The following is a 24,513-nucleotide window of genomic DNA, read 5'->3' as shown; positions in this document are numbered from 1 at the left end:
GAGCTTGCATGTTAACCCGACAATTTTCCTGCCTGGCGCTGCTGATGGCGCTGGCGTCCCCCGCAATGGCCGCGAATGCCCCCACCTACGGCGAGAAGCTGGAAGGTTTCGACTACGGCTGGCCGGTAAAACACTTTACCTTTACCTCGCAAAACCAGTCTCTGGATATGGCTTACCTTGACGTGAAGCCGGAAAAACCCAACGGACGTACCGTAGTGCTGATGCACGGCAAAAACTTTTGCGCCGGCACCTGGTACGGCACGATCCGTGCGCTGTCGGCCAGCGGGTATCGCGTGATCGCACCTGACCAGATTGGTTTCTGTAAATCCACCAAGCCGGCGCATTATCAGTACACCTTCCAGCAGCTGGCGGACAATACCCACGCGCTGCTCACATCGCTTGGCGTCGATCGCGCGACGGTTATCGGCCACTCGACCGGCGGCATGCTGGCGACCCGCTACGCGCTAATGTGGCCGCAGCAGGTAGAGCAGCTGGTGATGGTCAACCCGATAGGGCTTGAAGACTGGAAAGCGCGCGGCGTGCCGCATATCACGGTTGACCAGTGGTACCAGCGCGAGCTGAAGGTCAGCGCCGACGGCATTCGCCAGTACGAGAAAAACACCTACTACGCCGGGGAGTGGAAGCCGGAATACGAACGCTGGGTTACGATGCTTGCCGGGCTGAACAACGGGCCGGGCAAAGCGCGCGTGGCGTGGAACTCGGCGCTGCTCTACGACATGATCTACACCCAGCCGGTTATCTATGAGTTTAGCGACCTGAAGATGCCGGTATTATTGATGATCGGCACAAAGGACAACACCGCCATCGGGAAAGATCTCGCCCCGCCGGAGATCCGCAAGACGCTCGGCAATTATGCGGTGCTGGGCAAAGAGACGGCGAAGCGCATCCCGCACGCGACGCTGGTGGAGTTTAACGACATGGGCCACGCGCCGCAGATGCAGGATCCCGCACGCTTTCACGAGGCGCTGTTGAAGGGGCTTCAGGCGCGCTGACGGGTCTCCAGCAACAGCCCGCGCAGCCACGCCTGCGCGGGATTGCTTTCATCGCATTTATCCAGCTTTTTTCGGTTCACTATTCTGGTCGTACCCGCTGTCGACACGCTGCGTTTCCCGCTATGATGAGCGGCTAGTCTAAGGAGAACGCATGGTCTGGATAATGCTGGCAACGCTTGCCGTGGTGTTTGTGGTGGGATTTCGCGTCCTGACCTCAGATTCCCGCCGCGCCATCAAACGTTTAAGCGAACGGCTGGGGATTACCCCGATGCCAATCGAGTCGATGATTGACCAGTTCGGTAAAACGCCGGGCAATGAATTTATCCGCTACCTTGAGCGGCCTGACGAGGCGCATCTGCAAAACGCCGCGCAGGTGCTGCTCATCTGGCAGGTCTGTATTGTCGACGGTAGCGAAGAGAATCTGCATACCTGGCACCGTATGCTGCGTAAAGCCCGCCTTGCCGCACCCATTACCGATGCGCAAATTCGTCTGACACTTGGCTTTATGCGTGAAATGGAGCCCGATCCGCAGGAGCTGAACGCCTTCCAGCTGCGCTATAACCAGCTATTTCTGCCGGAAGAAGGTGTGTTTTATCTGCATTAAGCCTTTTTGCCGCACAAGATATTCTGAGCGTTCAGGATCTCCTCTCTGTTTTCATTGAGGCGAGTTGCGGCATAGATATCAATATTTAATCTCTTTGCCTCATCGTCCGTTAGTTCGCGATAGCATAGCCCCTCCTGATTGAAGGTGCATTTTGACTGAGGCAGCAGCGCAAACCCTTTCCCTCTTGCGATACGGCTTAGCATCACGAGGGAATCATCCGGCTCTTTAATACGCTTCAGCGGCGTTTTCAGCGTGTCAAAGTAGCTTTCGCATTTATCATAGAATGACGGATTAGCGCTTCTCGAAAACCAAAAAAGTGGAAGATCGCTAATGTCTTCCAGCGAGACTTTCTCTTTCAGACTGGCAGGATGTAAAGAAGGCATTGCGATGAGCAACGGTTCCTGGCAGACCCAGCGGTATTGAACAATGTCTTCATGACCCGTTCCTTTTTCCCCGGTCAGCACCAGATCCAGCATATTTTTAGACAAGCTTTGCAGCAGCTGTGCTGACGTCAGGTCGGGCGTTTCAACGTCATCTCCGGCGTTCATTTTTTGAAGCTGGGTATTTACAGGTTCAATATATTCAAAATTAAGCGTGCGCGTGAGACCGATGCGCAGACTCGTTTCTGAAGAGTGAGGATCTTCTTTTAAGCTGCTGATGTCTTTGAGTATTTTTTCTGCCTGAACGACCAGCGCTCGGCCTGCTTCAGTGAGGCTAACGTCATGCGTACTGCGACTGAACAACTGACGTTTCAACACCGCTTCAAGGCATTTTATCTGACGCGTCAGAGGCGGTTGAGTCATGCGCAGACGTTCGGCAGCCTTACGAAAGTTCAGTTCATGTGCAACAGCGAGAAAGCATTGTAATTGTTTGATACTGGGCAGGTTATTGCTGATTAAATGTTCTGCTGTAGCCATACGTGGGTCCTAAATGCGAAAAGGTATTTCGTCTTTTTTCCATTTCGATATTACACGCTAAATGCTGGCAGCAAAACCCGTTTTAACAGTAATACAAAAAATATATTACAAATTTAACAATTCCAATAGTTTCCTGTATTGATAAATTTCTATCCGAATCCTCACTTAATCAATACTCGGAGTAATTATGTCGTCTAAATATGTACTGGTATCACGCTTCCCATTAAAAAACACTTTTTCTGAAAAAGAATTTACTTCCTTAAAAAGCAATGAAAACGTTCGCTACTTTACTTGTGAAGAAAACGGCGTTAATGAATTGCTGGAATTACGCGCATTCAACGATATTAAAGAAATTGCATGGGTTGAAAGTGAAATGGAATCCATGTTCCATCGTTTCTCTGAGGTTCTTTCTGCCGATATCCGTCGCGAACTGCTTAAGTTTGTTGAATCCCCAATTGATAATAAAAATAGCTTGCCACAATCAAATTATATTCAACTCCGACACGTCGAAGTGCCTGCGCATAACTATCAGCAGTACCGTCAGTGGCGCGATGAAACCATTTTTAATGTTGTAAGAGATAACAAAGATAAGATTGAAAGTTTCGAAGCATTTCATTCACTGATCAGCGGCGTTCCGGGTGTAATGTTTATCTCCTCATTCAACGGCGATAAAGCAGCATATAAAGAAGCATTTACCAATGCGCGTTATCAGGAAATCATTCAACAGGCCGGCGATAACTTTATTACTGGCGGTAATGACGGCCTTTATACACGTATCTATCGTGCTTGCTGTTGTTGAGGGACAATGAATGAACTGTAAAAAGTTGGTAGTTGTTGGCGATAAATTTAATGAATTTGCCAATGGTAAAGATGTACTGACTATATCTCAGCTAGAATTATTGACTCAAATCCCTGCGAATATCATTGATAAAGAACATGAAATTATTGTTGGGCAGGGCGTGCGCAAGGATTTTGCCGGAAAGGTAATTTCAAACCAGGCAAGAAATGCGATTCATGGTAATAAGTTAAAAATGTGCTCTCTGGAAAAACTGGTTAGCGACAAAAAAAATGCTTATTGCCATAAAAGACTGGAACAGAATGTACTTATAGGACCTGCGGAACAAGCTGAGCATAACCACGATCTTTATGCGATGCCGCTGTTAATCGATGAGCGTTGCGAATTGATGGCGGATCATCAGACGGGGCAGCATATTCAGGGAATGCTCCTGGTTGAAGCCAGCCGACAGGCCTTTATCGGCGTCACCGAAGAATTTATTTACCAGCAGGAAAGTGGACGCTATTACGTCATTAATAGCATGGCAATCAATTTCGCCAGTTTCCTGTTCCCTTTACCGGCGCTGGTCCACTTTGAATTTCTTGAAAAAGATATTAACGACCGCCGGGGGCGTTTCAAGGCTCAGGTTCGCGTCACTCAGCACCAAACGCTTTGCGCGACAATGGATGTCTCGTTCACCGTCTATCCTTCCGCCCTGATTACAGAGAAAGAGAAATCTCTGGCTGAGGTTGCCATGCAGGCGACCATTGTTGAGCAGCAAGGGGTGACTCAGGGGGTAACGCATGCCTGAATTACGTAGCCAGAAATACCGTCTGGCTGCGACCACGCAGGGGCCGCTTTACCCCCCTGCGGAGGTCATGGACGGGAAGGGTAATTTTGTCGTGGTTGGCATGGTGCCAGGGGATAACGGACTGCAGTGGCGAAGCGTCATTGTCTCTCCGGACAGCCCGCTTCCGGCATTTGGGGAAGTCGCACCCTATAACATTCTGTGCGATCTGGAAAAGATGCCTCAGGACGCGTTGAAGGACATCATTCTTCATACTCTTCCTTTACCCATTCCGATGAACAACTATCGGATGATTTTCGCACCAGAACAGCGGCCACAGGCCAATAATGAAATAAGGCCTGGCCTGCCACTTCATGAAGGCTATATCGCGGATTATCGCAGCAGCGATGGAAAGCGAGAGATCGAGCCAGTGACCCTCGCTGCCTGGCTCGAGGCAGAGGGCTCCTTTGAGGTCACATTGTCCGAAGATAAGAAACGAGCCCGGTTCACGTTTTCGTTCCGGAGCCTTGTTCCGGATAGCGTTTACACCGTGATGAGTCTCAGGGAAAACGATCTAGCCTCGGAGGATCCGAGCAGGCCAGGTCCGCTGGGAATACCCAACGTATTTATAACCGATAGCGAAGGTAATGCCGAATATTGGGCAGAGTTAACCGATCCTTTCCCGGCTCCGGCGAGGAAAGGAAACAGAATTATTAACGTAGTCGTACTTTATATGAGCTCGCGTCAGAGCTACGGCGGGGCAATTGGCTTTTATGGTCTTGGAGGCGATATCCATGCCCATTTAAAACTCAAAGGCCGTTCCTTCGATGAATTTACAACTATAGAGTGAGAAAAATATGCCATTTGTTCATGTTATGACCTGGCCTGCGAAAGATGAAAATCAAATCATCAGACTCCAGGAAGATATTACATTTGCCGTTCACACAAACACGGGTGCGCCGCTGGATAAAATTTCCGTAGTGGTTTCTGAAATTGCGCCTTCCCGCTGGGCGGATGCAGGCGTGTCTGGTACGGATAGAGATTTTCCGGTTAAGAGTCGAAGAAAAAACTACGAGGAATAAAGTTTGCGTAAACATGCCGCTTTTTTTGATGTTGATGAAACGCTTATAAATATTAAAAGCATGTTTGATTTCTATGATTTCTGGTGCAGGGAAAATAATCAAAACGATCGTCTTCAACGCTATATGTCTCGTTTTCGCACCGACGTGAAAAACGGTGTGCCAAGGGAAACCCTGAACAGAGATTATTATCGTCAGTTTAAAGGCGTGGCTTGTCGTTATCTGGAAGAAATGGGTGAGAAGTGGTTCAGGCGTAAGCTGGAAAGCGATTTTTTTATTGAGAGTGCTGTTTCAGCTCTTAAAAAACATCAGAACCAGAACATGTATACCGTATTTATATCGGGCTCTATGCTTCCGATTCTTTCACCCATTGCAAACTATCTTGGAGTAACGGAAGTACTCTGTGCGCCGGTGATAATAAATGACGAAGGTGAGTTGACGGGTGAAATCGGCCTGCCTCAAACAATTGGAACAGGTAAAAAAGACGCGCTTATAGCCTTTTGCGATGATAAAGAGATTAACCCCGTGGATTGTTATGCCTACGGCGACGATCTTTCGGATATTCCAATGCTGGAAGCCACTGGCCATCCCGTCTGTGTGGGAGAGCATTCCGCGCTTACCAGATATGCAACTGAAAAAAATTGGCACATTATTTAAATCCTTATTGAGGTAAGTAGTATGACTTCAGAACTCACTCCGCAGAATATGACGTTAAGGTCATGGCTTGCTTTATTCATTCTGGCTATTTCAACCTTTACTATTGTCACCACCGAACTGGCGCCAGTCGGATTATTAACGCCAATCGCAGAGGGGCTACAGTCTTCGGAATCTGCGGTGGGCATGACCGTGTCGCTTTATGCCTGGGTGGGGGCGTTGAGTGCGCTGTTTGCCTCCGTCTTTTTAGGGAATGTGTCCAGGAAGCGGCTTTTACTTGTGCTTACCGTGGTTCTTCTGGTCTCTAACGTTATGGCTGCGACGGTAAACGTCTATAGCATGCTGCTTAGCGCCCGCGTACTGGGAGCGCTCGCTCACGGCGCATTCTGGGCGATGATCGGCGCAACGGCGGTGGCTATGGTCCCTGCCAGATATATAGGGGCGGCGACATCAATCGTATTTGGTGGTGTTTCCGCAGCAAGCGTTTTTGGCGTACCGGTATCCAACTATATTGGTATTCACTTCGGCTGGCGGCAGGCATTTTGGCTGATGGCCGCGCTGAGCGTAATTGCCTTTGTGGGTATTAGCGTTCTTGTTCCCAGGATTACCAGCAAAAGCGCGCTCGGGCTGGATGCGCTTAAAGGCGTGCTGAAATCGTCAACATTATGGAAAATTTACTCAGCAACCTTGCTGGCTGTGACGGCTCACTTTGCTGCCTTTACGTACATTGAGCCCTGGCTACACACGCAGAGTTTACTGTCCACCACCATTATTCCTGCTGTGCTTTTTGTTTATGGCATCGCGGGTCTGGCAGGCAATTTCCTGACCGGCGTGTTGATTGATAAGTATCTCAAGCTGACGGTCTCTTTGTCTGTACTGCTGATCTGTGCAGTGCTGCTGTTCCTGGGCCTGTCTGGTTCCTCGCTCTCTGCTGCGTTGATATTTACCAGTATGGTTGTCTGGGGTGTCGCCGTATCAGGAATATTTGTCGGTTTCCAGACGTGGGTTTTACGTATGGCAGAGGATAAAGCCTTCCCGGCCTCCGCAATCTACGTTTCATTTTTCAATACCGCCATTGGTATCGGTGCGTCAGTCGGTGCCTGGATGGTTTCATCATTTTCAATGCCGCTCCTGTATATCGTCGCCGGTACGGCCATCGGTCTGTCCGTTCTGCTTGTCGCGGTTATTCCGGCAACGTTGACCGCAAAACAATCCCGTATGGAGAAATCTTATGAGTCAAATTAATGACCGCACGCGCTATGGCAGAGAGATTATGGACCGTCTTGAAGCGGGGCTTGCGGATAAAGTCACCCGCCGCCTGAGCGAGCTGGACCCGGGGCTGCCCGCCCTGATTACCGACTATGCGTTCGGGGATGTGGTGGGTCGTCCGGGACTGGATCTCAAAACGCGCGAAATGTTGACCGTCGCCTCGCTTGTGACGCTGGGTAATGCCATGCCGCAGCTAGAACTGCATATGCGAGGCGCGCTCAATACCGGCGTGACGCCGGAAGAGCTGCTTGAAATTGTGATACAGATGGCGGTGTATGCTGGCGTTCCCGCCTGCATGAATGGTCTTACTGCATACCGCGCGGCAATGGCCGCGACGGGCCATACTTTGCCAGGACTGAAGGGAAGTGACGCATGAGCGAGATTGTTATTATTGCAGCCCGCCGCACGGCGACGGGCGCATTTCAGGGCGCGCTTGCGGAGCATTCAGCCTCTGACCTGGGAAGCCGCGTCATTCAGGCGCTTTTGAAAGAATCTGGCGTAGAAGCCAGTGATATCTCTCAGGTCATTATGGGACAGGTTCTTACTGCGGGGTGCGGCCAGAACCCGGCCCGACAGTCGGCACTGAATGCTGGGTTGCCCGTAGATACGCAATGTCTGACGGTAAACAAAGTGTGCGGGTCCGGGCTTAAGGCGGTCCATCTTGGCATGCAGGCGCTGCAGACGGGGGAGGCTGAGTTTGTTATCGCCGGTGGTCAGGAGAGTATGTCCAACGCGCCGCATATCGCCACGACGTCGCGTAGCGGAACGCGGCTGGGTGATATTACTCTCAAAGATAGCCTGGTTTCTGACGGGCTCTGGGATGCCTTCAACGATTATCACATGGGTATCACTGCAGAGAATGTTGCGACGGAGTTTGGTATCAGCCGCGAAATGCAGGATGAATATGCCCTTGTCTCTCACCACAATGCGCTTGAAGCGCAGGCGCGTGGCATTTTTGAGCGTGAAATTGTCCCGGTTGAGTGGCAGACGCGAAAAGGTGAAACGATCAGCGTGGAGAGGGATGAAGGACCCCGTGCAACCAGTATCGAAAAATTGACGAAACTGAAGCCTGTCTTCCGAAAAGAGGGTACGGTGACGGCGGGAAATGCTTCATCGTTGAATGACGGTGCCGCGGCGGTCCTGCTTTGTACGCGTGAGACTGCCGAAGCACGTGGTTTGCCGGTTCTGGCATCGCTGGGCGTATTTTCCAATTCCGGTATCCAGCCTGCATTAATGGGTGCAGCCCCGATTCAGGCCATTGCCGACTGTCTTTCCCGCTCGGGATGGAAGCCTGAGGATGTGGATCATCTCGAATCCAACGAAGCGTTTGCCGCCCAGGCGCTGGCCGTGATTCAGCAGGCCGGGATTTCCCCGGATCGTATCAATCCATACGGCGGAGCAATCGCGCTTGGGCATGCGATAGGTGCATCCGGCTGCCGAATTTTGGTGACGCTGGTTCATTCCCTGATCCGTAATGATGCCAGGCGTGGCGTTGCCGCACTGTGCGTTGGCGGCGGGGAAGGCGTCGCGTTGAGCGTTTATCGCTAACGGCGTATCCGTAGATATAAAAAAACCGGGGAAACCCGGTTTTTTATTTTCAAGATGCTGTATCAGGCATTCACGCCCTTCATACCCTCGGCAGAATAACGATCGCCTTTAATCGCTACCCGGCGATGAAGGTTGTTCAACGATTCGATATCGCTCTTCTCAAGCACAATATCGGCAGCGCGCGCGTTCTCGGCCAGATAGCTGACGTGCTTAGTACCCGGAATGGGAACCAGCCGATCGTATTGTGCTAACAGCCAGGCAAGCGCAATCTGACCTGCGGTACAACCGTATTTTGTCGCCAGCGGGGTAATGATATCGAGCAACTGGCGATTATGATCGAGGCTGGACTGAACAAATCGTTCGTTATTCTTGCGGAAATCACCTTCTGCAAAATCGTTGTTGTTCAGGTATTTTCCCGTCAGGAAGCCCCTGCCAAGAGGTGAGTAGGGCACCAGGCCGATACCTAGTGCTTTCACGACCGGCAAAATGTTTTCCTCGATGTCTCGTGTCCACAGAGAATATTCTGTTTGCAATGCGGTGACCGGATGCACCGCATGCGCCCGTTGCAGCGTTGAAGCCGACACTTCGCAAAGGCCGATGTGGTTGATCTTGCCCTCTTTAACAAGGGTGCGCAGACAATCCATACTCTCTTCGATCGGGGTTGCGTTACTCACTCTGTGAAGATAAAAGAGGTCGATTCGCTCCACGCCAAGCCGCTTAAGGGATTCGTTACAGCAGCGGATGATATAGTCCGGCGTATTGTTGATGGTGCGGGCGTAGGACTCGTCAGGAGAGCGATCGATGCCGCACTTCGTGGCGATTTTGAACTGGTCGCGAGTGTTTTTATCCAGCCCGGCAAGAAAGTGACCGATTAGCCTTTCATTATGGCCACGGCCATATAAATTTGCGGTATCAATAAACGTCACGTTCAGATCGATGAGGTTATGCAATACCTGCAGTGAGCCTTTGTCATCAGTCTGGCCATAAAATTCACTCAGACCCATGGCACCGTAGCCGACGGCACTGACGGTAAGATTTTGAGATAAAGTACGTGTTTTCATAGTTTCTCCTTTTCAGACGCTATGATTGTTTCACCTCAATTGTGGTTACTGAATTTTCATTTTCGTTATGCTGAAAAGGTATCAGTCACCGCCGATCTGCCTTCCGAATCATTAAAAACGACAAAAGTTGTCTAAACGTTAAATTCGTCACACTTTTGATGATAAACTGCGCGACTTTTCCGCACGTTTTTATCTTCAGGTGATGCCATGACAGAACATATCCAGCCCACAACCAGACCGCAGACCAAAGAGGTGTCGCGCCCCAACTGGTCGGCGGTTTTCTCCGTGGCGTTCTGCGTCGCCTGTCTGATTACCGTTGAGTTTCTGCCGGTGAGCCTGCTGACGCCGATGGCGCAGGATCTGGGCATTTCCGAAGGCGTGGCGGGGCAGTCCGTTACCGTCACCGCCTTTGTGGCGATGTTCGCCAGCCTGTTTATCACTCAGGTGATTGGCGCGATTGATCGCCGCAAAGTGGTCATTCTGTTCAGCGTGCTGCTGACGCTCTCCTGCCTGCTGGTCTCTTTCGCGGAAAGCTTCACCCTGCTGCTGCTCGGTCGCGCCTGTTTGGGGCTGGGATTAGGCGGCTTCTGGGCGATGTCGGCCTCGCTGACCATGCGCCTTGTGCCCGCGCGCACCGTGCCAAAAGCGCTGTCCGTTATCTTCGGCGCGGTCTCTATTGCGCTGGTGATTGCCGCGCCGCTGGGCAGCTTCCTTGGTGGGATTATCGGCTGGCGTAACGTCTTTAACGCGGCGGCAGTGATGGGTGTGCTCTGCATTATCTGGGTGTGGAAGGCGCTGCCGTCCCTGCCGGGCGAAGCGGCGCACCACAAACAGAACATGTTCGCGCTGCTCAAGCGTCCGGGCGTGCTGGCGGGGATGACCGCCATCTTTATGGCCTTTGCCGGGCAGTTTGCCTTTTTCACCTACATCCGCCCGGTGTTTATGACCATGGCGGGCTTTGACGTGGACGGCCTGACGCTGGTGCTGCTGAGCTTCGGTATCGCCAGCTTTATCGGCACGTCGCTGTCGTCCCAGTTCCTGAAGCGCTCCCTGAAGGTGGCGCTGGCGGGTGCGCCGTTGCTGCTGGCGGTGAGTGCCACGGTGCTGATTCTGTGGGGTAGCGACAAATGGGTTGCCTCGGCGATTGCGATTATCTGGGGCTTTGCCTTTGCGCTGGTACCGGTGGGCTGGTCGACGTGGATCACCCGAACGCTTGCCGATCAGGCGGAAAAAGCCGGGTCGATTCAGGTGGCGGTGATCCAGCTGGCGAACACCTGCGGTGCGGCCATTGGCGGCGTGGCGCTCGACCATCTGGGGCTGACGTCACCGCTGGTGATTTCCGGCACGCTGATGCTGCTGACCGCGCTGCTGGTGGCGGGAAAGGTTAAGGCGAAGTAGTGTTTTTCTCCCTCTCCCGTGGGAGAGGGTTGGGGTGAGGGCATCAGGCTACGCCGATGCCTTAACCCTTCTACGCGAATCCATCGAAATCAGCACCACCGACGACACAATCAGCAGCGTCCCCAGCCAGTCCGGCAGCGTAAACGCCACGCCAAGCAACACCACCGACAGCAGCGCGCTGCTCAGCGGCTCGGCGCAGCTCAGAATGCTCGCCTTCGGCCCGCCGATCATCTGCGCGCCTTTCAGATACAGGCTGAACGTCAGCGCCGTACCGATCACCACCAGGTAGAAAAACGCCAGCAGCAGGCCGCCGTCAATCACGAAAGTGGTGCCGCGCCCGGCGTAGAACGGCGTCAGCATTAATCCGGCAATCAACATGCTCCAGCCGACAATCGGCAGCGTGCCGTAGCGGGCAATCAGCGCTGACGGATAGGTGGTATAAAACGCGGCGGCAAACGCCGAGGCGATGCCGAAGAACAGCGCGGCAGGGGAGATGGAGAGCGAGGTTGGGTCGCCGTGGGTCACCAGCAGGAAGGTGCCGATCAACGACGTAAAAATCGCTGACAGGACAAACACGCCGGGACGCGTTTTCCGCGCCAGGGCGAACCACGCCACAATGATGGTCGGCGACAGGAACTGGAGCACGGTCGCCGTAGCGGCGTTGGATTTTTCAATCGTCAGCAGGAAGGTGAGCTGCACGGTGAGCGCGCCAACCAGCGAGAAAAACAGCAGACTGAAGGCGTCTTTACGATGCTTGATGATCGAGAAAATCTTGTCGCCGTGAACGAAGGAGAGCGTCAGCAGGATCACGCCGGTAAACAGCAGGCGAACCATGGTCAGGTAAGGCGAAGAAATGTGGCTTTTCTCCATGATGTACTGCGCGCAAACTCCGGAACTGCCCCATAAAACGGCGGCGATCAGGACGTTCAGCATCCCTTTGCGTGTGGAACCCATTTTCTCCCCTGCTATGTTGTCGTTAATTGGCCAACAGCATAGCATGGTTGTGTGCGGCCTGATGCCCTCACCCCGGCCCTCTCCCACGGGGAGAGGGGGAAAACCGTAGGCCGGGTAAGCGTAGCGCCACCCGGCATGTTGTTGACCTTAGAACCACGCCTCCCACATCGCGCCGACGTTGAAGTCGTCGAGCGTCTCGTCTTTGGTATTGTTCACGCGCGCGGTGCGTTCATTATCCACCTTGCCGCCGGTGACGTAGAAGCGCAGCATCGGACGGAACTCAGGCCCCATGGCGATAGACATGTTCTGCGACAGGGTCAGCTTCCAGCCCTTGTTGTCGCCGCCGTTATCGTAGTCAACGTGCTGCCAGCCTGCTTCCAGCCAGGTGGAGTGAACGTCGTTCCACCAGTGCATCGGGCGCACGATGGCGTTGTAGTTCTTACGGTTGTCGGTCTTATCGCGGCTATTGTCGTAGTCGTGGAAGGCGAGGATGTACTCCACCTGCGTGGCCTGGGTGAATTTATACAGCCCTTCGAAGCTGGCGTAGACCGTGGTCAGATCTTCGGTTTTGTTGAACACGCTGTTATCCGAATTATCGGAGTAGCGGGCGATCACCTTGTACACGCCGCTGTCGTTGGTGTGGCTCAGCACCACGCCGCCCTGCCAGGCGTTCAGGCGTTCGTCGCTTTCAACCGCTTTCGAATCAAAGCCGTAGTTGGCGTACAGCTCCATGTCGATGGGGCCGAGCTTCATGCCGTGGATTTTGGAGGTCGCGGCGTAGTTGCCCTTGTCGCCCGTGCCGGAGCCGCCGGTACAGGTGATGCGCGACGGGTTCGCTTCATCTTCCATCACTTCCGGACTGCAGGATTCGACTGCCGCCACGGCAGCCACGTCAAACTGCACGCCGCCGATGTCAAAGTTCTTCACCCCGGCGCCCTGGCCGTCGTGGTTCATCCAGAAGTAATCGTTGATGCCCTGTTGCGGACGCTGGTGGAAGTCACGACCAGCCCAGAAGTAGGCATTTGGGTTGGAGGCCATAATGTTGGTCACCCCCGCGTAGGCTTTTTTCAGGTTAACCTCGTCGCCCCAGTGGTCGATCATCACGTTGATGTCCCAGATGGCGCCGTTGTCCCCTTTGAAGGCCTTGGAGAGCTGGAATTCCCCGCCGTTACCTTCGTTACCCAGACGACCAATCGCGGACGCGCCGTTGTAGGAGCCGTCCACCGCCACGTATTTCTGATCGGCGGCCTGGAAGTGCGCGCCGTAGCGGGCGTAGCCGGTAAATTTAATGCCGAACGGGATCGCCATATCCGGGGATTGCGCCGCGCTTTGCGGCTCGGTTACCACGTCCGCTTTTTTCGCAACCGCCGCATCCATTTTGGCCTGACGCTCGGCCAGAGCTTTATCTACCGCTTTCGCCACAATGGCGTCGATTTGCTCCTGGGTAAATTCTTGTGCGAGTACGGAAATTGGGCAAAGCGCGGCGATAACCGCCATGGTTAATGGAAGTTTTTTAATCGTATTCATGGTTATCTCAATATAGTTTAATTTTATTCAGACAATAACCATCCCGCTCCGATCTGACAGAGTATGTCGCTATCATCAGAACAAGTGGATCTCTATTTAGGGTACAGAGGTATTACATTAATTTTATTTCGCCATAGACTATCTCTGATATAAATGAATAATTTCTTCAGACAATTCACGCGCTAATAAGGAATTCATTAAATGATCCTGCGCGTGCACCATGATTAACGTCATCGGCTGGCGGCCTTCGCCCGCATCCTGCTCGATCAGTTTGGTCTGCATCTTGTGCGCCTGGCGCGCGTAGCCGTCGGCTTCGCGCAGCAGGCTTTTGGCTTCGTCGATGTTGCCCTGACGCGCCGCGTGCAGCGCTTCAAAGCACAGGCTGCGGGACTGTCCGGCGTTGACGATAATTTCCATTACGGCTTCTTCTAGTGCGATCATCATTATTACTCTTTTTCAAAACTATTATTTAAGGCGGTGGCGGCAAACCACTCTCCGCTTTTCTTAATGGTGCGCTGCTGCGTCTCTAAATCAAGCTGGATAAATCCGTAGCGATTTTTATAGGCATTACACCACGACCAGTTATCGATAAACGTCCACATATGATAGCCAAGACAATTGCACCCTTCGCTAATACCTTTGTGCAGCCACGTTAAATGCTCAGAAATAAACTCGATGCGGTATTGATCGTTAATCTGGCCATTTTCAATAAAGCGCTGTTCATTTTCGACGCCCATGCCGTTTTCAGAAATAAAGCAGCGAGGGTTGCCGTAATTGTCGCGCAGGTTAACCAGAATATCGTAAATACCCGGCGCGTAGATTTCCCAGCCGCGGTAGGGATTCATCTTGCGGCCCGGCATCTCGTAGTTATCAAAGAACCACTCCGGCATAAACGGCGCCTGCGGGTTCACCGCGCTGTCGCGACACTTCACGCGACGCGGCTGATAGTAGTTCACGCCGAGCAGGTCGATTTTCCCTTCCGCAATCAGGAAGCCGTCTTCCGGCTTGCAGGCGGGCAACTGATCGTAGGATTTCAGCAACGCCACCAGGTCCGCCGGATACTCCCCGCGCAGTACCGGGTCAAGGAAGCTGCGGTTAAACATCAGGTCCGCGATGTGCGCCGCCTTCACGTCCGCCGGGTTCTGCGAGCGCGGGTAGGACGGCGTCAGGTTCAGCACGATGCCGATCTCACCCGCGTAATGTCCGGCGCGGTAAGCCTGAACGGCCTTCGCGTGGGCCAATACGGTGTGATACGCCACGGTGGCGGCCCGGCGGAAATCCACCACGTTGGGATAGTGGAAGTCGTACAGATAACCGCCCTCCACCGGGACGATGGGCTCGTTGAAGGTAAACCAGTGCAGCACGCGGTCGCCAAACAGCTCGAAGCAGATCTGCGCATAGCGGGCGTAAGCGTCCACCACGTCACGGTTTTCCCAGCCGCCGATCTCTTGCATCGCCATCGGCATGTCGAAATGGAACAGGGTGATAAACGGCGTGATGCCCTGTTCATTCAGCTCATCAATGACCTGATTGTAAAAATCGACCGCTTCCGGGTTCACTTCACCGATACCGTCGGGGATCAGGCGCGCCCAGCTAATTGAGGTACGAAAGCTGTTGTGGTTCAGCTGCTTTAACAGCTGAATGTCCGTTTTCCAGTTTTGATAAAACGTGGAGGTCTGCTGCGGCCCCACGCCGTTGTGAAAACGGTTCGGCTCGCGGGCAAACCAGTAATCCCATGTGGTTTCGCCCTCTCTTGCCCCTTCGGTCTGGAGAGCGGAGCTTGCGCTGCCCCACCAGAAGTTATCGGGAAATGCGTATTTCATGTCCTTTCCTCTTTGACTTAATTGCTTGCGGCTTCAGCGGTACCGACGGTTGCCTGGGCCTTCTGCTCTTCGTTTTTCATCAGCGTACGCTCATAGGCGCGCAGGAACGGCAGGTACATCAGCGCGGACATCACCATACAGACCAGGCACATTATCACCGGACTGAGCGCCCAGTTTGCCGCCCATGAGGCACCAATCGGGGCGGGGGTGGTCCACGGGGTTAATGACACCACCTGAGCCAGCCAGCCGAGCTTCGTTGCGCCGTACGCCAGGCAGGCATTGACCAGCGGAACAAACACGAACGGGATAAACAGCATCGGATTCATGATGATCGGCGCGCCGAACAGAATCGGCTCATTGATGTTAAAGAAGCTCGGCACAATGCCCATTTTACCGATGGTGCGCAGGTGCGTGGCGCGGCTGCGCAGCAGCAGGAACGCCAGCGGCAGCGTGGAGCCTACGCCGCCAATCAGCAGGTAGTGATCCCAGAAGCCCTGCAGGTAAACGTGCGGCAGCGCCGCGCCTGCGGCGAGCGCCGCCTGGTTTGCGGAGAGGTTCGCCATCCAGAATGGGTTCATGATGCCGGTGACAATCAGCGAGCCGTGAATACCGGCAAACCAGAAGATCTGGCACAGCAGCACGGAGAGCAGTATCGCGGGCAGGGAGTCGGATGCGGATACCAGCGGCTCCAGCAGGTGCATGATCGCCTGCGGGATGATCATTCCGGTCTGCGCTTCAATGAACAGATTCAGCGGGTGCAGCGTACCGATCACCACCATCACCGGGATCAGGATCTCAAACGAACGCGCCACGCCGGTGGGCACTTCCTTCGGCAGGCGGATGGTCACGTTGTTCTGCTTCAGCCACGCATAGACGCGGGTGGCGTAAATCGCGGTGATAAGCGCGGTAAAGATGCCCTGACCGGAGAGATACTGGGTCGAGATTTTACCGTCGGCATACGGCGCGGCGACCAGCAGGAAGGCCATAAAGGCCAGCAGGCCGGACATCACCGGGTCGAGGTTAAACTGACGTCCCAGGCTCGCCCCGATCCCCACCGAAATGAAGAAGGTCATCACGCCCATGCTGAGGTTAAACGGCAGCATCAGCTGTTCGCGGTAGGTCTGGGAGAAATCCAGCCAGCCGCGGGCGAAACTGTTGGTGGTATCCGCCGAGAACGGCGGGAAGATGAACACCAGCATAAACGAGCCGATGATCATAAACGGTAGCGCGGCGGTAAAGCCGTCGCGGATGGCAATCACATACTTTTGCTGACCCAGCTTTGCGGCCAGCGGGGTAATTGACTGCTCAATCACCGCGACCATGGATTGATATAACGAACTCATGTGAACACCTTTTAGTGTGCCGCTTCGATGAGCGACAGAGCGTAGTCCAGTACCTTATCGCCACGCTGCATGCCGTAGTCCATCATGTCGATGGGCTGCACCGGAATGCCTTTCGTAGCCGCCTTGTCTGAGAGTGTCTGTAACATGTATTTCACTTGCGGTCCGAGAAGTACCACCTGGTATTGCGGAAACTGCGTATCAAATTCGGAAACACCGTACGCATCAATCTTCACCGGCAAACCACGTTCTTTCGCGACATCGACCATTTTGCTAACCAGCAGGCTGGTGGACATCCCGGCAGAACAACACAGCATAATCTTGAACATCGACAACCATCCTCTAAATGTAAATAGTTATTGCGAGAATGATTGGACATGATACGGAAACCGGTTTCCATTTATAAAAAGCAGAACTGTGATAACCATCAAGATCCAATGCTTATGAGGCTAATTAACCGGATGTGGGTCACATAATTTGGCTGTTTTGACATCATTTTGAGTGGAAACGGAAAATCGGTTTCCATGAAAAACGGAAACGGATATACTCCGTTCTGGCTATAATGTGAGCCGTAGCGGTTATGGAATTTGCAGGCGCGAGGTTAGCCTGCCAGGGGAAAGAGATGTCGACAATCAATGATGTATCACGTCTGGCCGGGGTGTCTAAAGCCACGGTATCGCGAGTGTTGAGTGGGTCACGTGGTGTTAAGGAAGCCAGCCGTCAGGCCGTGCTGAAGGCGGTGGATGAGCTGAACTACCGGCCTAACGTGATTGCCCAGTCGCTGCTGAGCCAGTCGACGGGCTGCATTGGGGTGATTTGCGCGCAGGAAAACATTAACCAGACCACCGGGTATCTTTACGCGCTGGAAAAACAGCTCAGCCAGCATCAAAAACACCTGCTGCTGCGCTTCGCCCATAGCAAAGCGGAAGTGATGAATGCTCTTGAAGAACTCTCCTGCGGCCTGTGTGACGACATTCTGGTGATTGGCGCCCGTTTCCCGCTGGACGTGGATATGGAAAACGTCATTCTGGTGGACTGCATGGAGGCTGATAACTCCAACAGCATTCAGTTCGATCACGCCTTTGCCGCCGAAACCGCCTGTAACTATCTGACCAGCCAGGGGCGTCGCCAGATTGCGCTGATCCACCCGCACGGCAGCGGGTTTGCCGACCAGGTGCTGCTTGGCTATAAGCACGCGCTGGAGAAAAATTTCCTGCCCTTTAATCGCAACCTCGTCTTTATGGACGCGACCTCCTCGTCCGTTGCGCTTCAGGAATTACTCAACAACGCGTCCACGCTGAACTTCAACGCGCTGCTGGTGGCGGACGAGCAGGAAGCCCAGCGGGTGATCCCGCAGCTGCAGGCGTTTAATAAATCCGTACCGGACGACATTATGGTCTTTAGCCTGGCCGGATCGCTGCACCTGCCGGGTATTCCGGTGATCCCGGCGATTGAATATTCAATGGATGCCATGGCGGCGCGTATCGTAAGCTGGCTGACGGAGAAAACGCAGATGCTCGGGTCCTATGTTCTGCGCGGGGATCTCATCATTCCGGACGTGCGGAAGCGTTAAAACATTTTCCAGGCCGGGTAAGCGCAGCGCCACCCGGCGAGAACTCAATAATCTTCCAGACAATCCACCTGACCAACCGCAGCCCAGTAGGCGTCCAGGTTGTCGCGCTTCACGGCGGTGATGGCGTTTTTGATCAGCAGCTGATTGGCCTCGGACGACAAAATCATCTCCTGCCAGGCCTTATCGCTCTGCTTTTTCTGTGGCGTACAGGTTTTCTTAATATCTTTCAGGACCTGTTGCTTAATCTGCGCCTCTTTCGCCGGATCGTCCTTTTCCTGAGCATGGACAAACGCGGCGAAGAGCAGACAAACCAGCAGGCAGACCAGGTGCGCAGCTTTCATCAACAACCCCCTTTAGACGTCACAGGCTTCCCATGAAATATATCGTTACATTCAGTGTAGCGATTCCAGTCGAAAGTATGATTTTCTCTTTTCTGCGCATGAGAATCGCCCACCGATAAGGTTACTGGATCCCCCCGCCCAGCGACTGCCACAGCGTGATGCGGTTCTCCAGGTCGGTTTGCTGCAGCGCAATCAGCGATTCCTGCGCCGACCACAGCGACCGCTGCGCAGTCAGTACCGTCAGATAATCCCCCGCGCCCGCCTTATAGATGCGCGTTGCCACATCCAGCGTTTTTTGCTCGGCCGCCACGTATTCTCGCTGGGCATCAAGCTGCTCGCTGAGCGTTTCACGGCGCGCCAGCGCGTCGGCCACGTCTTTAAACGCGCTCTGGATGGCTTTTTCATAGGTCGCAATTAACCCTTTTTTCTCGGCTTCTGCATAACGCAGCTGCGCCAGATTGTTGCCACCGCTGAACAGCGGCAGGGTGATGGACGGCGCGAATGACCAGACCTTCATCCCGTGGCTGAACAGGGAGGAGAGCGAGTCGCTGCCGACGCCCGCGCTGGCGGTCAGTGAAATGGTCGGGAAGAAGTTGGCGCGCGCCGCGCCGATATTGGCGTTGGCGCTCAGCAGGTTATGCTCGGCTTCCTGTATGTCCGGGCGACGCAGCAGCGCGCTGGAGCTGACGCCCGCCGGGATCAGCGTGATGGCGTTATCGCTCAGGCTCTCCAGCGTACCCGGCAGCAGGTTCTCCGGCACCGTATCGCCCGCCAGCAGATTGAGGGCGTTTTTGTCCTGCATCACCAGCGTCCGGTAGCTTGCTACGCTGGCGCGCGCCTGCTGGTAAACCGCCATCGCTTCACTGACGTCCGTAGCCGCCGCGACGCCCACTTCCTGCTGGCGCTTCACAATCTTTAGCGAGTTTGCCGCGCTCTCCATTGTGGATTTCGCCAGCGCCAGGTTGCTGTTATCCGCCGCCAGCGTCACCCAGGCCGTGGTCAGCTCGCTAACCATCGTCAGGCGCGTGTTCTGCGCGGTGAACTCGCTGGCAAGCCAGGTTTCACGCGCGGCGCGGGAGAGGCTCTGGTTGCGACCAAACAGATCCAGCTCGAAGCTGGAGACCGCGCCGTTGGCTTCGTCGCTTGTCGCAACACCGCTTGCCAGCGTGCGGCTGCGGGTGTGGCTCAGCTCGGCGTCCACCGTCGGAAACAGGGACGAGCGCGTTTCACCGTACTGTGCGCGGGCGGCGTCGATATCCGCGATCGCTTTTTGCACGTCGCGGTTGCTGTTCAGCGCCATCGTCACCACGTTTTTCAGCCTCGCGTCGTTCATCACCTGCTGCCACTGGCTCACCACGGCGGTGGCTTCGCCGTGCGCGCCGGGCAAGGTCGCCGGGACGGGAGCGTCCGGGCGTTGATAGGTAGGGTCTAACGACACACACCCTGCGCTTAGCAGGGCTAACGCTAAAACAGTGACACGAAACATTATGACCTCCGGTTCGCGTGTTTACCGGAGAACAGACGTTTCACCAGTACAAAGAATAAAGGGACGAAGAAGATCGCCAGCAGCGTCGCGGCCAGCGTTCCGCCGATAATGCCGGTACCAATTGCCACGCGGCTGTTGGCACCGGCACCGGTTGCAACGGCCAGCGGCGTCACCCCTGCGATAAACGCCAGCGACGTCATGATGATGGGACGCAGACGCGTCTGGGCGGCACGCAGGGCGGCGCGCGTCAGGGAGTAACCTTCTGCGACTTTGGCTTCGGCAAACTCGACAATCAGGATGGCGTTCTTCGACGACAGGCCGATGGTGGTGAGTAGCGCCACCTGGAAGTAGACGTCATTACTCAAGCCGCGCAGGGAGGCCGCAAGCGCCGCACCCAGCACCCCAAGCGGGATCACCAGGATGACCGAAATCGGCACCGACCAGCTCTCATACAGCGCCGCCAGGCACAGGAACACCACGAGAATGGAAAGGGCATAGAGGCTCATCGCCTGACCGCTTGCCAATTTTTCCTGCAAAGACAAACCGCTCCACGCCCAGGTGCTGCCGGACGGCAGGCTGTTTGCCAGCTGCTCCATTTTGCTCATCGCCGTGCCGGAGCTCGCGCCGCTGGCGTTTTCGCCCTGTATCTCATACGCCGCCGAGCCGTTGTAGCGCACCAGGCTTTCCGGGCCATACTCCCAGCGGGTGGTGGCGAAGGCGGAGAACGGGGTCATGGTGCTGTCGCTGCCGCGCACATACCATTTGTTGAGATCGGACGGCACGGCGCGATAGTCGCTGTCGCCCTGGATGTAGACCTTTTTCACGCGGCCGCGATCGATAAAGTCGTTCACGTAGGTCCCGCCCCAGGCGCTGGAGAGGGTGTTGGTGACGTCGCTCAGGGACAGCCCCAGCGACACGGCCTTGTTGTTGTCGATATCCACCTGAAGCTGCGGCATCTGCGGCAGATCGTTGGCGCGCACGGCGTGCAGCGAGCTGTCCTGGTTGGCTTCGCCAATCAGCTGGTTACGCAGTTTCAGCAGCGCATCGCGGTCGGTGCCGCCGCTGGCCATCAGTTCAAAGGTAAAACCGTTGCTCTGGCCCAGGCCGTCCACCGCAGGCGGCGTCATCGCAAAGATGGTCGCATCGCGGATGGTGCTCAGTTCCTGCGTGGCACGCAGGGCGATGGCCTGAGCCGTGTTTGCATCGCCTTTACGCTCTGACCAGTTCTTCAGGGAGACAAACGCCATCCCGGCGTTCTGGCCGCTGCCGCTGAAGCTGAAGCCTTCAATGGTGAAGATCACGTTGGTGTTGGCTTTCTCTTTGGTGAGGAACCACTCGCGCACCTGGCGGCTGACTTCGGCGGTACGTACCGTCGTCGCGCCGGCTGGCAGGGTGTACTGCACCATGATTTCGCCCTGGTCTTCCGTCGGCAGGAAGCTGCCCGGCAGCTTAAGCATGGCGAAGCCCATCGCGCCGCAGAGCAGGGCGTAGATGACCAGCATGCCGCCGGAACGGCGCAGAGCGCGCAGCACCTTGTTCTGATAACCGCGCTCGGTCCTGCTATAGAAGCGGTTAAACGCGCCGAAGAAGCCCTTTTTGTGCGGCGTCGTGTGGCTCAGAATCGAGCCGCAGAGCGCGGGCGTCAGGGTCAGCGCCACCACCACGGAGAGGAACATCGCCGAAATAATGGTGACCGAGAACTGACGGTAAATCACCCCGGTGGAGCCGCCGAAGAAGGCCATCGGCAGGAATACCGCAGAGAGCACCAGCGCAATGGCGACCAGCGCGCCGGAGATTTCGCCCATCGATTTCTCGGTGGCTTCCCGGGCGGGCAGCCCCTCGTCGCGCATAATACGCTCGACGTTTTCCACCACCACGATGGCGTCATCCACCAAAAGCCCAATCGCCAGCACCATCGCAAACAGCGTCAGGGTATTGATGGAGTAGCCGAACAGCGCCAGCACGCCGAAGGTACCCAGCAGAACGACAGGTACCGCCAACGCGGGGATCAGCGTCGCGCGGATGTTTTGCAGGAACAGGTACATCACCACCACCACGAGGACAATGGCTTCGAACAGGGTCTGAATCACGTCCTCAACGGAGATCTTGATGAACTCGGTGCTGTCCTTCGGGTAGGCCACGTCGTAGCCTTCCGGCATCGACTTTTTGAACTCGGCAATCTTGTCTTTCACCGCCGTCGCAGTGTTGAGCGCGTTCGCACCCGGTGAGAGCATGACTGCCATACCCGCCGCCGGGTGGCCGTTGAGCTTCGCGGTGGCGGTATAATCTTCGCTGCCCATCTCCACGCGGGCGACATCGCTGATGCGCACCACCGCGCCGTTGGATTGGCTCTTCACAATGATGTTTTTAAACTGATCCACCGTCTGCAGGCGTGACTGGGCGCGGACGGTGGCGGTCAGCTGCTGGGCGTTCGACGAGGGTAGCGCGCCGATTTTACCGGCGGAGACCTGCACGTTCTGCGCTTCAATCGCGCTCTGCACGTCGGACGGCATCAGCGAGTAGGACGCCAGCTTCGCCGGATCGAGCCAGATGCGCATCGCGTATTCCGCCCCGAACACCTGCAGGCTCCCGACGCCTTCCACGCGCGCCAGCGGATCCTGCATATTACTGACCAGCCAGTCGGCAATATCCGAGCTGCTGGCGGTGTCGGTTTTATCGTACACGCCCATGATCAGCAGGAAGTTGCTCTGGGATTTTTCGACGGTGATCCCGGACTGCTGCACCTCGGTGGGCAGGCGCGATTCCGCCTGCTGGACTTTGTTCTGCACCTGCACCTGAGCGGTGTCCGGGTCAGTGCCCTGCTCGAAGGTGACGGTAATGCTCACCGATCCGTCCGAGCTGCTGGTGGAGGTGAAGTAGAGCAGGTTATCCAGCCCGGTCAGCTGCTGCTCAATCACCTGCGTCACGCTGTTTTCCAGCGTCTGCGCGGAGGCACCGGTATAGGTGGCGGAGATTTTGATCGACGGCGGCGCAACGTCCGGGTACTGCGCGACCGGCAGCGTGCGGATGGCCAGCATCCCGGCGAGCATGATAAGAATAGCGATAACCCAGGCAAAGACCGGGCGACGCACGAAGAAACGGGAAAACATCAGGCGTTTCCTCCGTTGGCTTTTATCTCTTCGGCCTTCACTTCCTGCCCGGCGGTGACTTTGTCAGTACCTTCCACAATCAGCCTGTCGCCTGCCTTCAGCCCGCTCAGCACCAGCCATTTGTCGCCGTAGGTGTCACCCGTTTCCAGCTGACGCTGCTCGACCTTATTGCTGGCATTGACCACCAGAGCGGTGGCGGTGCCTTTGGCGTCACGGGTGATGCCCTGCTGCGGCGCGAGGATCGCGTCGCTCATGACGCCTTCATCCACCCTGGCGCGGACAAACATGCCCGGCAGGAGCTGATGCTGCGGGTTCGGGAAGACGGCGCGCAGCGTGACCGAGCCGGTTGATTCATCCACCGCCACTTCGGTTAACGCCAGGCGGCCTTTCTCGCTGTAGGTGCTGCCGTCTTCGAGGATTAACGACACGCTTAGCGTATCGCTATTGGTGGCAAGGGTTTGCTTGCGTAAACGCAGCAGATCGGCGCTGGAACGGGTTAAGTCGACGTACATGCTGTCCAGCCCGCGAATGGTGGCGAGCGCGGTATCCTGCTGGGCGGTGACCAGCGCGCCGGGGGTGACGGAGGAGATGCCGATGCGTCCGGCAATCGGCGCGGTGACGGTGGTCCAGTTGAGGTTAATGCGCGCGCTCTCCTGCGCGGCCTTCTTTGATTCAACGCTGGCCTTGTCCTGCGCGCAGGTGGACTTCGCGTCTTCTGCGTCCTGACGCGACACGCCGTCGTCTTTCACCAGCTGCGCATAGCGCTGGGCTTTCTGGCAGTCGGCCTGCACCAGCGCCTGGGCCTGTTTCAGCGCCGCGGCGGCTTCATCAAACGCCGCGCGGTAGCTGGAAGGGTCAATTTGATACAGCGCCTGTCCGGCCTTCACGGTATCGCCTTCGGTGAACAACCTCTTCTGAATAATGCCGCCCACCTGCGGGCGCACTTCGGCGCTCATGGCGGCGGTGGTGCGGCCCGTGAGTTCGCTGACGACGGAGACCGGCTGGCTCATGAGGGTAACAATCCCCACATCCGGAAGAGGATGCTGGGGAGCAGATGTTTGCGCATTATCGCACCCGGTCAGGAGGAGTAATGCCGCGATGGAGGTTGTTATGGTTTTCATAATCTTTTTCCAGGGTGAACGATGCCTGCCCTGTTAAAGGCTCAACAGGGAGGAAGGCTATTTAAAGGCACAGCGATACCGCATCTCCGGCATGGCCGGAAATGTTAAGTTGGGAAATTACTTATTCCCGCTA

The 24,513-nt window shown here is 55.4% G+C and carries 24 protein-coding genes; 12 read left to right on the top strand and 12 right to left on the bottom strand.

All coding sequences use genetic code 11. The features are described from left to right. Nucleotides 1–8: 8 nt before the first annotated feature. A complete protein-coding gene (locus INF73_RS19800; RefSeq protein WP_193547309.1) occupies nucleotides 9–1,013 on the top strand; it encodes an alpha/beta fold hydrolase in 1,005 nt (334 codons plus the stop codon). 151 nt (nucleotides 1,014–1,164) lie between these two features. Further along, a complete protein-coding gene (locus INF73_RS19795; protein ID WP_193541648.1) occupies nucleotides 1,165–1,617 on the top strand; it encodes a DUF1198 domain-containing protein in 453 nt (150 codons plus the stop codon). Here INF73_RS19795 and INF73_RS19790 read toward each other — a convergent pair. Beyond that, entirely contained in the window at nucleotides 1,614–2,534 is a 921-nt protein-coding gene (locus INF73_RS19790; RefSeq protein WP_059357169.1) for a LysR family transcriptional regulator, read from the bottom strand. The genes INF73_RS19795 and INF73_RS19790 overlap by 4 nt on opposite strands. A gap of 187 nt (nucleotides 2,535–2,721) precedes the next feature. On the opposite strand from INF73_RS19790, the gene INF73_RS19785 reads away from it, so the two are divergent. From INF73_RS19785 to INF73_RS19750, 8 genes are read left to right on the top strand one after another with little or no spacing between them, the layout of a single operon-like run. Continuing rightward, nucleotides 2,722–3,333 (top strand): hypothetical protein, encoded by a 612-nt coding sequence (locus INF73_RS19785; protein ID WP_193541650.1) that lies wholly within the window; start codon nucleotides 2,722–2,724, stop codon nucleotides 3,331–3,333. A gap of 10 nt (nucleotides 3,334–3,343) precedes the next feature. Beyond that, nucleotides 3,344–4,120, top strand: coding sequence for an AfsA-related hotdog domain-containing protein (locus INF73_RS19780; protein WP_028014968.1), 777 nt, complete (start codon nucleotides 3,344–3,346; stop codon nucleotides 4,118–4,120). Then, entirely contained in the window at nucleotides 4,113–4,946 is an 834-nt protein-coding gene (locus INF73_RS19775) for a hypothetical protein (RefSeq protein ID WP_049000252.1), read from the top strand. Before INF73_RS19780 ends, INF73_RS19775 begins: the two co-directional genes overlap by 8 nt. 7 nt (nucleotides 4,947–4,953) lie before the next feature. Next, complete coding sequence (locus tag INF73_RS19770; protein ID WP_193541652.1) at nucleotides 4,954–5,178, top strand: tautomerase family protein; 225 nt, start codon at nucleotides 4,954–4,956, stop codon at nucleotides 5,176–5,178. A gap of 3 nt (nucleotides 5,179–5,181) precedes the next feature. Continuing rightward, on the top strand, nucleotides 5,182–5,832 hold the full coding sequence (locus INF73_RS19765) for an HAD family phosphatase (protein ID WP_193541654.1): 651 nt from the start codon (nucleotides 5,182–5,184) through the stop codon (nucleotides 5,830–5,832). Between the two features lie 21 nt (nucleotides 5,833–5,853). Continuing rightward, nucleotides 5,854–7,074 carry an MFS transporter gene (locus INF73_RS19760; RefSeq protein WP_049137111.1) on the top strand — a complete coding sequence of 407 codons (1,221 nt, stop codon included), beginning with the start codon at nucleotides 5,854–5,856 and terminating at the stop codon, nucleotides 7,072–7,074. Next, entirely contained in the window at nucleotides 7,061–7,474 is a 414-nt protein-coding gene (locus tag INF73_RS19755; RefSeq protein ID WP_028014973.1) for a carboxymuconolactone decarboxylase family protein, read from the top strand. The genes INF73_RS19760 and INF73_RS19755 overlap by 14 nt, the downstream gene beginning before the upstream one ends. Beyond that, nucleotides 7,471–8,646 carry an acetyl-CoA C-acetyltransferase gene (locus INF73_RS19750; protein ID WP_045260824.1) on the top strand — a complete coding sequence of 392 codons (1,176 nt, stop codon included), beginning with the start codon at nucleotides 7,471–7,473 and terminating at the stop codon, nucleotides 8,644–8,646. The genes INF73_RS19755 and INF73_RS19750 overlap by 4 nt, the downstream gene beginning before the upstream one ends. A 62-nt stretch (nucleotides 8,647–8,708) precedes the next feature. Here the strand turns inward: INF73_RS19750 and INF73_RS19745 are convergent, their stop codons facing one another. Further along, nucleotides 8,709–9,707 (bottom strand): aldo/keto reductase, encoded by a 999-nt coding sequence (locus tag INF73_RS19745; protein ID WP_047366712.1) that lies wholly within the window; start codon nucleotides 9,705–9,707, stop codon nucleotides 8,709–8,711. A gap of 207 nt (nucleotides 9,708–9,914) precedes the next feature. Between INF73_RS19745 and nepI the strand changes: the two genes are divergently transcribed. Continuing rightward, entirely contained in the window at nucleotides 9,915–11,105 is a 1,191-nt protein-coding gene (nepI, locus tag INF73_RS19740) for a purine ribonucleoside efflux pump NepI (protein WP_049000261.1), read from the top strand. Between the two features lie 48 nt (nucleotides 11,106–11,153). Here nepI and INF73_RS19735 read toward each other — a convergent pair whose 3' ends face one another. From INF73_RS19735 to INF73_RS19710, 6 genes are all read right to left on the bottom strand, one after another. Next, complete coding sequence (locus tag INF73_RS19735; protein ID WP_193541657.1) at nucleotides 11,154–12,059, bottom strand: EamA family transporter; 906 nt, start codon at nucleotides 12,057–12,059, stop codon at nucleotides 11,154–11,156. A 147-nt stretch (nucleotides 12,060–12,206) separates the two neighbouring features. After that, nucleotides 12,207–13,586, bottom strand: coding sequence for a carbohydrate porin (locus tag INF73_RS19730; protein WP_193541659.1), 1,380 nt, complete (start codon nucleotides 13,584–13,586; stop codon nucleotides 12,207–12,209). 138 nt (nucleotides 13,587–13,724) lie between these two features. Then, nucleotides 13,725–14,027 carry a PTS lactose/cellobiose transporter subunit IIA gene (locus INF73_RS19725; protein ID WP_029741865.1) on the bottom strand — a complete coding sequence of 101 codons (303 nt, stop codon included), beginning with the start codon at nucleotides 14,025–14,027 and terminating at the stop codon, nucleotides 13,725–13,727. A 5-nt stretch (nucleotides 14,028–14,032) separates the two neighbouring features. Further along, nucleotides 14,033–15,409, bottom strand: coding sequence for a glycoside hydrolase family 1 protein (locus tag INF73_RS19720; RefSeq protein WP_041911698.1), 1,377 nt, complete (start codon nucleotides 15,407–15,409; stop codon nucleotides 14,033–14,035). A gap of 17 nt (nucleotides 15,410–15,426) precedes the next feature. Next, on the bottom strand, nucleotides 15,427–16,752 hold the full coding sequence (locus INF73_RS19715; protein WP_028014981.1) for a PTS sugar transporter subunit IIC: 1,326 nt from the start codon (nucleotides 16,750–16,752) through the stop codon (nucleotides 15,427–15,429). Nucleotides 16,753–16,763: 11 nt separating this feature from the next. Continuing rightward, entirely contained in the window at nucleotides 16,764–17,078 is a 315-nt protein-coding gene (locus INF73_RS19710) for a PTS sugar transporter subunit IIB (protein ID WP_014830072.1), read from the bottom strand. A 293-nt stretch (nucleotides 17,079–17,371) separates the two neighbouring features. Here INF73_RS19710 and INF73_RS19705 point away from each other — a divergent pair, with 293 nt between their 5' ends. Next, nucleotides 17,372–18,322, top strand: coding sequence for a LacI family DNA-binding transcriptional regulator (locus INF73_RS19705; RefSeq protein ID WP_028014982.1), 951 nt, complete (start codon nucleotides 17,372–17,374; stop codon nucleotides 18,320–18,322). Nucleotides 18,323–18,366: 44 nt separating this feature from the next. Here INF73_RS19705 and INF73_RS19700 read toward each other — a convergent pair whose 3' ends face one another. The 4 genes from INF73_RS19700 to INF73_RS19685 form a co-directional block, all read right to left on the bottom strand. Beyond that, nucleotides 18,367–18,663 carry a YicS family protein gene (locus INF73_RS19700; protein WP_028014983.1) on the bottom strand — a complete coding sequence of 99 codons (297 nt, stop codon included), beginning with the start codon at nucleotides 18,661–18,663 and terminating at the stop codon, nucleotides 18,367–18,369. Nucleotides 18,664–18,784: 121 nt separating this feature from the next. After that, nucleotides 18,785–20,149, bottom strand: coding sequence for an efflux transporter outer membrane subunit (locus INF73_RS19695; RefSeq protein WP_193541661.1), 1,365 nt, complete (start codon nucleotides 20,147–20,149; stop codon nucleotides 18,785–18,787). Continuing rightward, complete coding sequence (locus INF73_RS19690) at nucleotides 20,149–23,259, bottom strand: efflux RND transporter permease subunit (RefSeq protein ID WP_063155224.1); 3,111 nt, start codon at nucleotides 23,257–23,259, stop codon at nucleotides 20,149–20,151. Before INF73_RS19690 ends, INF73_RS19695 begins: the two co-directional genes overlap by 1 nt. Then, nucleotides 23,259–24,380, bottom strand: coding sequence for an efflux RND transporter periplasmic adaptor subunit (locus tag INF73_RS19685; RefSeq protein WP_193541663.1), 1,122 nt, complete (start codon nucleotides 24,378–24,380; stop codon nucleotides 23,259–23,261). Before INF73_RS19685 ends, INF73_RS19690 begins: the two co-directional genes overlap by 1 nt. Nucleotides 24,381–24,513: the final 133 nt, after the last annotated feature.

Origin of the sequence: Enterobacter cloacae complex sp. P6RS (assembly GCF_014982245.1) — a bacterium.
GTDB classification, from domain to species: Bacteria; Pseudomonadota; Gammaproteobacteria; order Enterobacterales; family Enterobacteriaceae; genus Enterobacter; species Enterobacter bugandensis.
Note: the sequence above shows the minus strand (reverse complement) of the source record. Positions and strands in the feature narration are given on the sequence as shown.

Coding starts and splice junctions, on each gene's coding strand:
- INF73_RS19800 (WP_193547309.1), top strand. CDS start 9: ATGTTAACCCGACAATTTTCCTGCCTGGCGCTGCTGATGGCGCTGGCG.
- INF73_RS19795 (WP_193541648.1), top strand. CDS start 1,165: ATGGTCTGGATAATGCTGGCAACGCTTGCCGTGGTGTTTGTGGTGGGA.
- INF73_RS19790 (WP_059357169.1), bottom strand. CDS start 2,534: ATGGCTACAGCAGAACATTTAATCAGCAATAACCTGCCCAGTATCAAA.
- INF73_RS19785 (WP_193541650.1), top strand. CDS start 2,722: ATGTCGTCTAAATATGTACTGGTATCACGCTTCCCATTAAAAAACACT.
- INF73_RS19780 (WP_028014968.1), top strand. CDS start 3,344: ATGAACTGTAAAAAGTTGGTAGTTGTTGGCGATAAATTTAATGAATTT.
- INF73_RS19775 (WP_049000252.1), top strand. CDS start 4,113: ATGCCTGAATTACGTAGCCAGAAATACCGTCTGGCTGCGACCACGCAG.
- INF73_RS19770 (WP_193541652.1), top strand. CDS start 4,954: ATGCCATTTGTTCATGTTATGACCTGGCCTGCGAAAGATGAAAATCAA.
- INF73_RS19760 (WP_049137111.1), top strand. CDS start 5,854: ATGACTTCAGAACTCACTCCGCAGAATATGACGTTAAGGTCATGGCTT.
- INF73_RS19755 (WP_028014973.1), top strand. CDS start 7,061: ATGAGTCAAATTAATGACCGCACGCGCTATGGCAGAGAGATTATGGAC.
- INF73_RS19750 (WP_045260824.1), top strand. CDS start 7,471: ATGAGCGAGATTGTTATTATTGCAGCCCGCCGCACGGCGACGGGCGCA.
- INF73_RS19745 (WP_047366712.1), bottom strand. CDS start 9,707: ATGAAAACACGTACTTTATCTCAAAATCTTACCGTCAGTGCCGTCGGC.
- nepI (WP_049000261.1), top strand. CDS start 9,915: ATGACAGAACATATCCAGCCCACAACCAGACCGCAGACCAAAGAGGTG.
- INF73_RS19735 (WP_193541657.1), bottom strand. CDS start 12,059: ATGGGTTCCACACGCAAAGGGATGCTGAACGTCCTGATCGCCGCCGTT.
- INF73_RS19730 (WP_193541659.1), bottom strand. CDS start 13,586: ATGAATACGATTAAAAAACTTCCATTAACCATGGCGGTTATCGCCGCG.
- INF73_RS19725 (WP_029741865.1), bottom strand. CDS start 14,027: ATGATCGCACTAGAAGAAGCCGTAATGGAAATTATCGTCAACGCCGGA.
- INF73_RS19720 (WP_041911698.1), bottom strand. CDS start 15,409: ATGAAATACGCATTTCCCGATAACTTCTGGTGGGGCAGCGCAAGCTCC.
- INF73_RS19715 (WP_028014981.1), bottom strand. CDS start 16,752: ATGAGTTCGTTATATCAATCCATGGTCGCGGTGATTGAGCAGTCAATT.
- INF73_RS19710 (WP_014830072.1), bottom strand. CDS start 17,078: ATGTTCAAGATTATGCTGTGTTGTTCTGCCGGGATGTCCACCAGCCTG.
- INF73_RS19705 (WP_028014982.1), top strand. CDS start 17,372: ATGTCGACAATCAATGATGTATCACGTCTGGCCGGGGTGTCTAAAGCC.
- INF73_RS19700 (WP_028014983.1), bottom strand. CDS start 18,663: ATGAAAGCTGCGCACCTGGTCTGCCTGCTGGTTTGTCTGCTCTTCGCC.
- INF73_RS19695 (WP_193541661.1), bottom strand. CDS start 20,149: ATGTTTCGTGTCACTGTTTTAGCGTTAGCCCTGCTAAGCGCAGGGTGT.
- INF73_RS19690 (WP_063155224.1), bottom strand. CDS start 23,259: ATGTTTTCCCGTTTCTTCGTGCGTCGCCCGGTCTTTGCCTGGGTTATC.
- INF73_RS19685 (WP_193541663.1), bottom strand. CDS start 24,380: ATGAAAACCATAACAACCTCCATCGCGGCATTACTCCTCCTGACCGGG.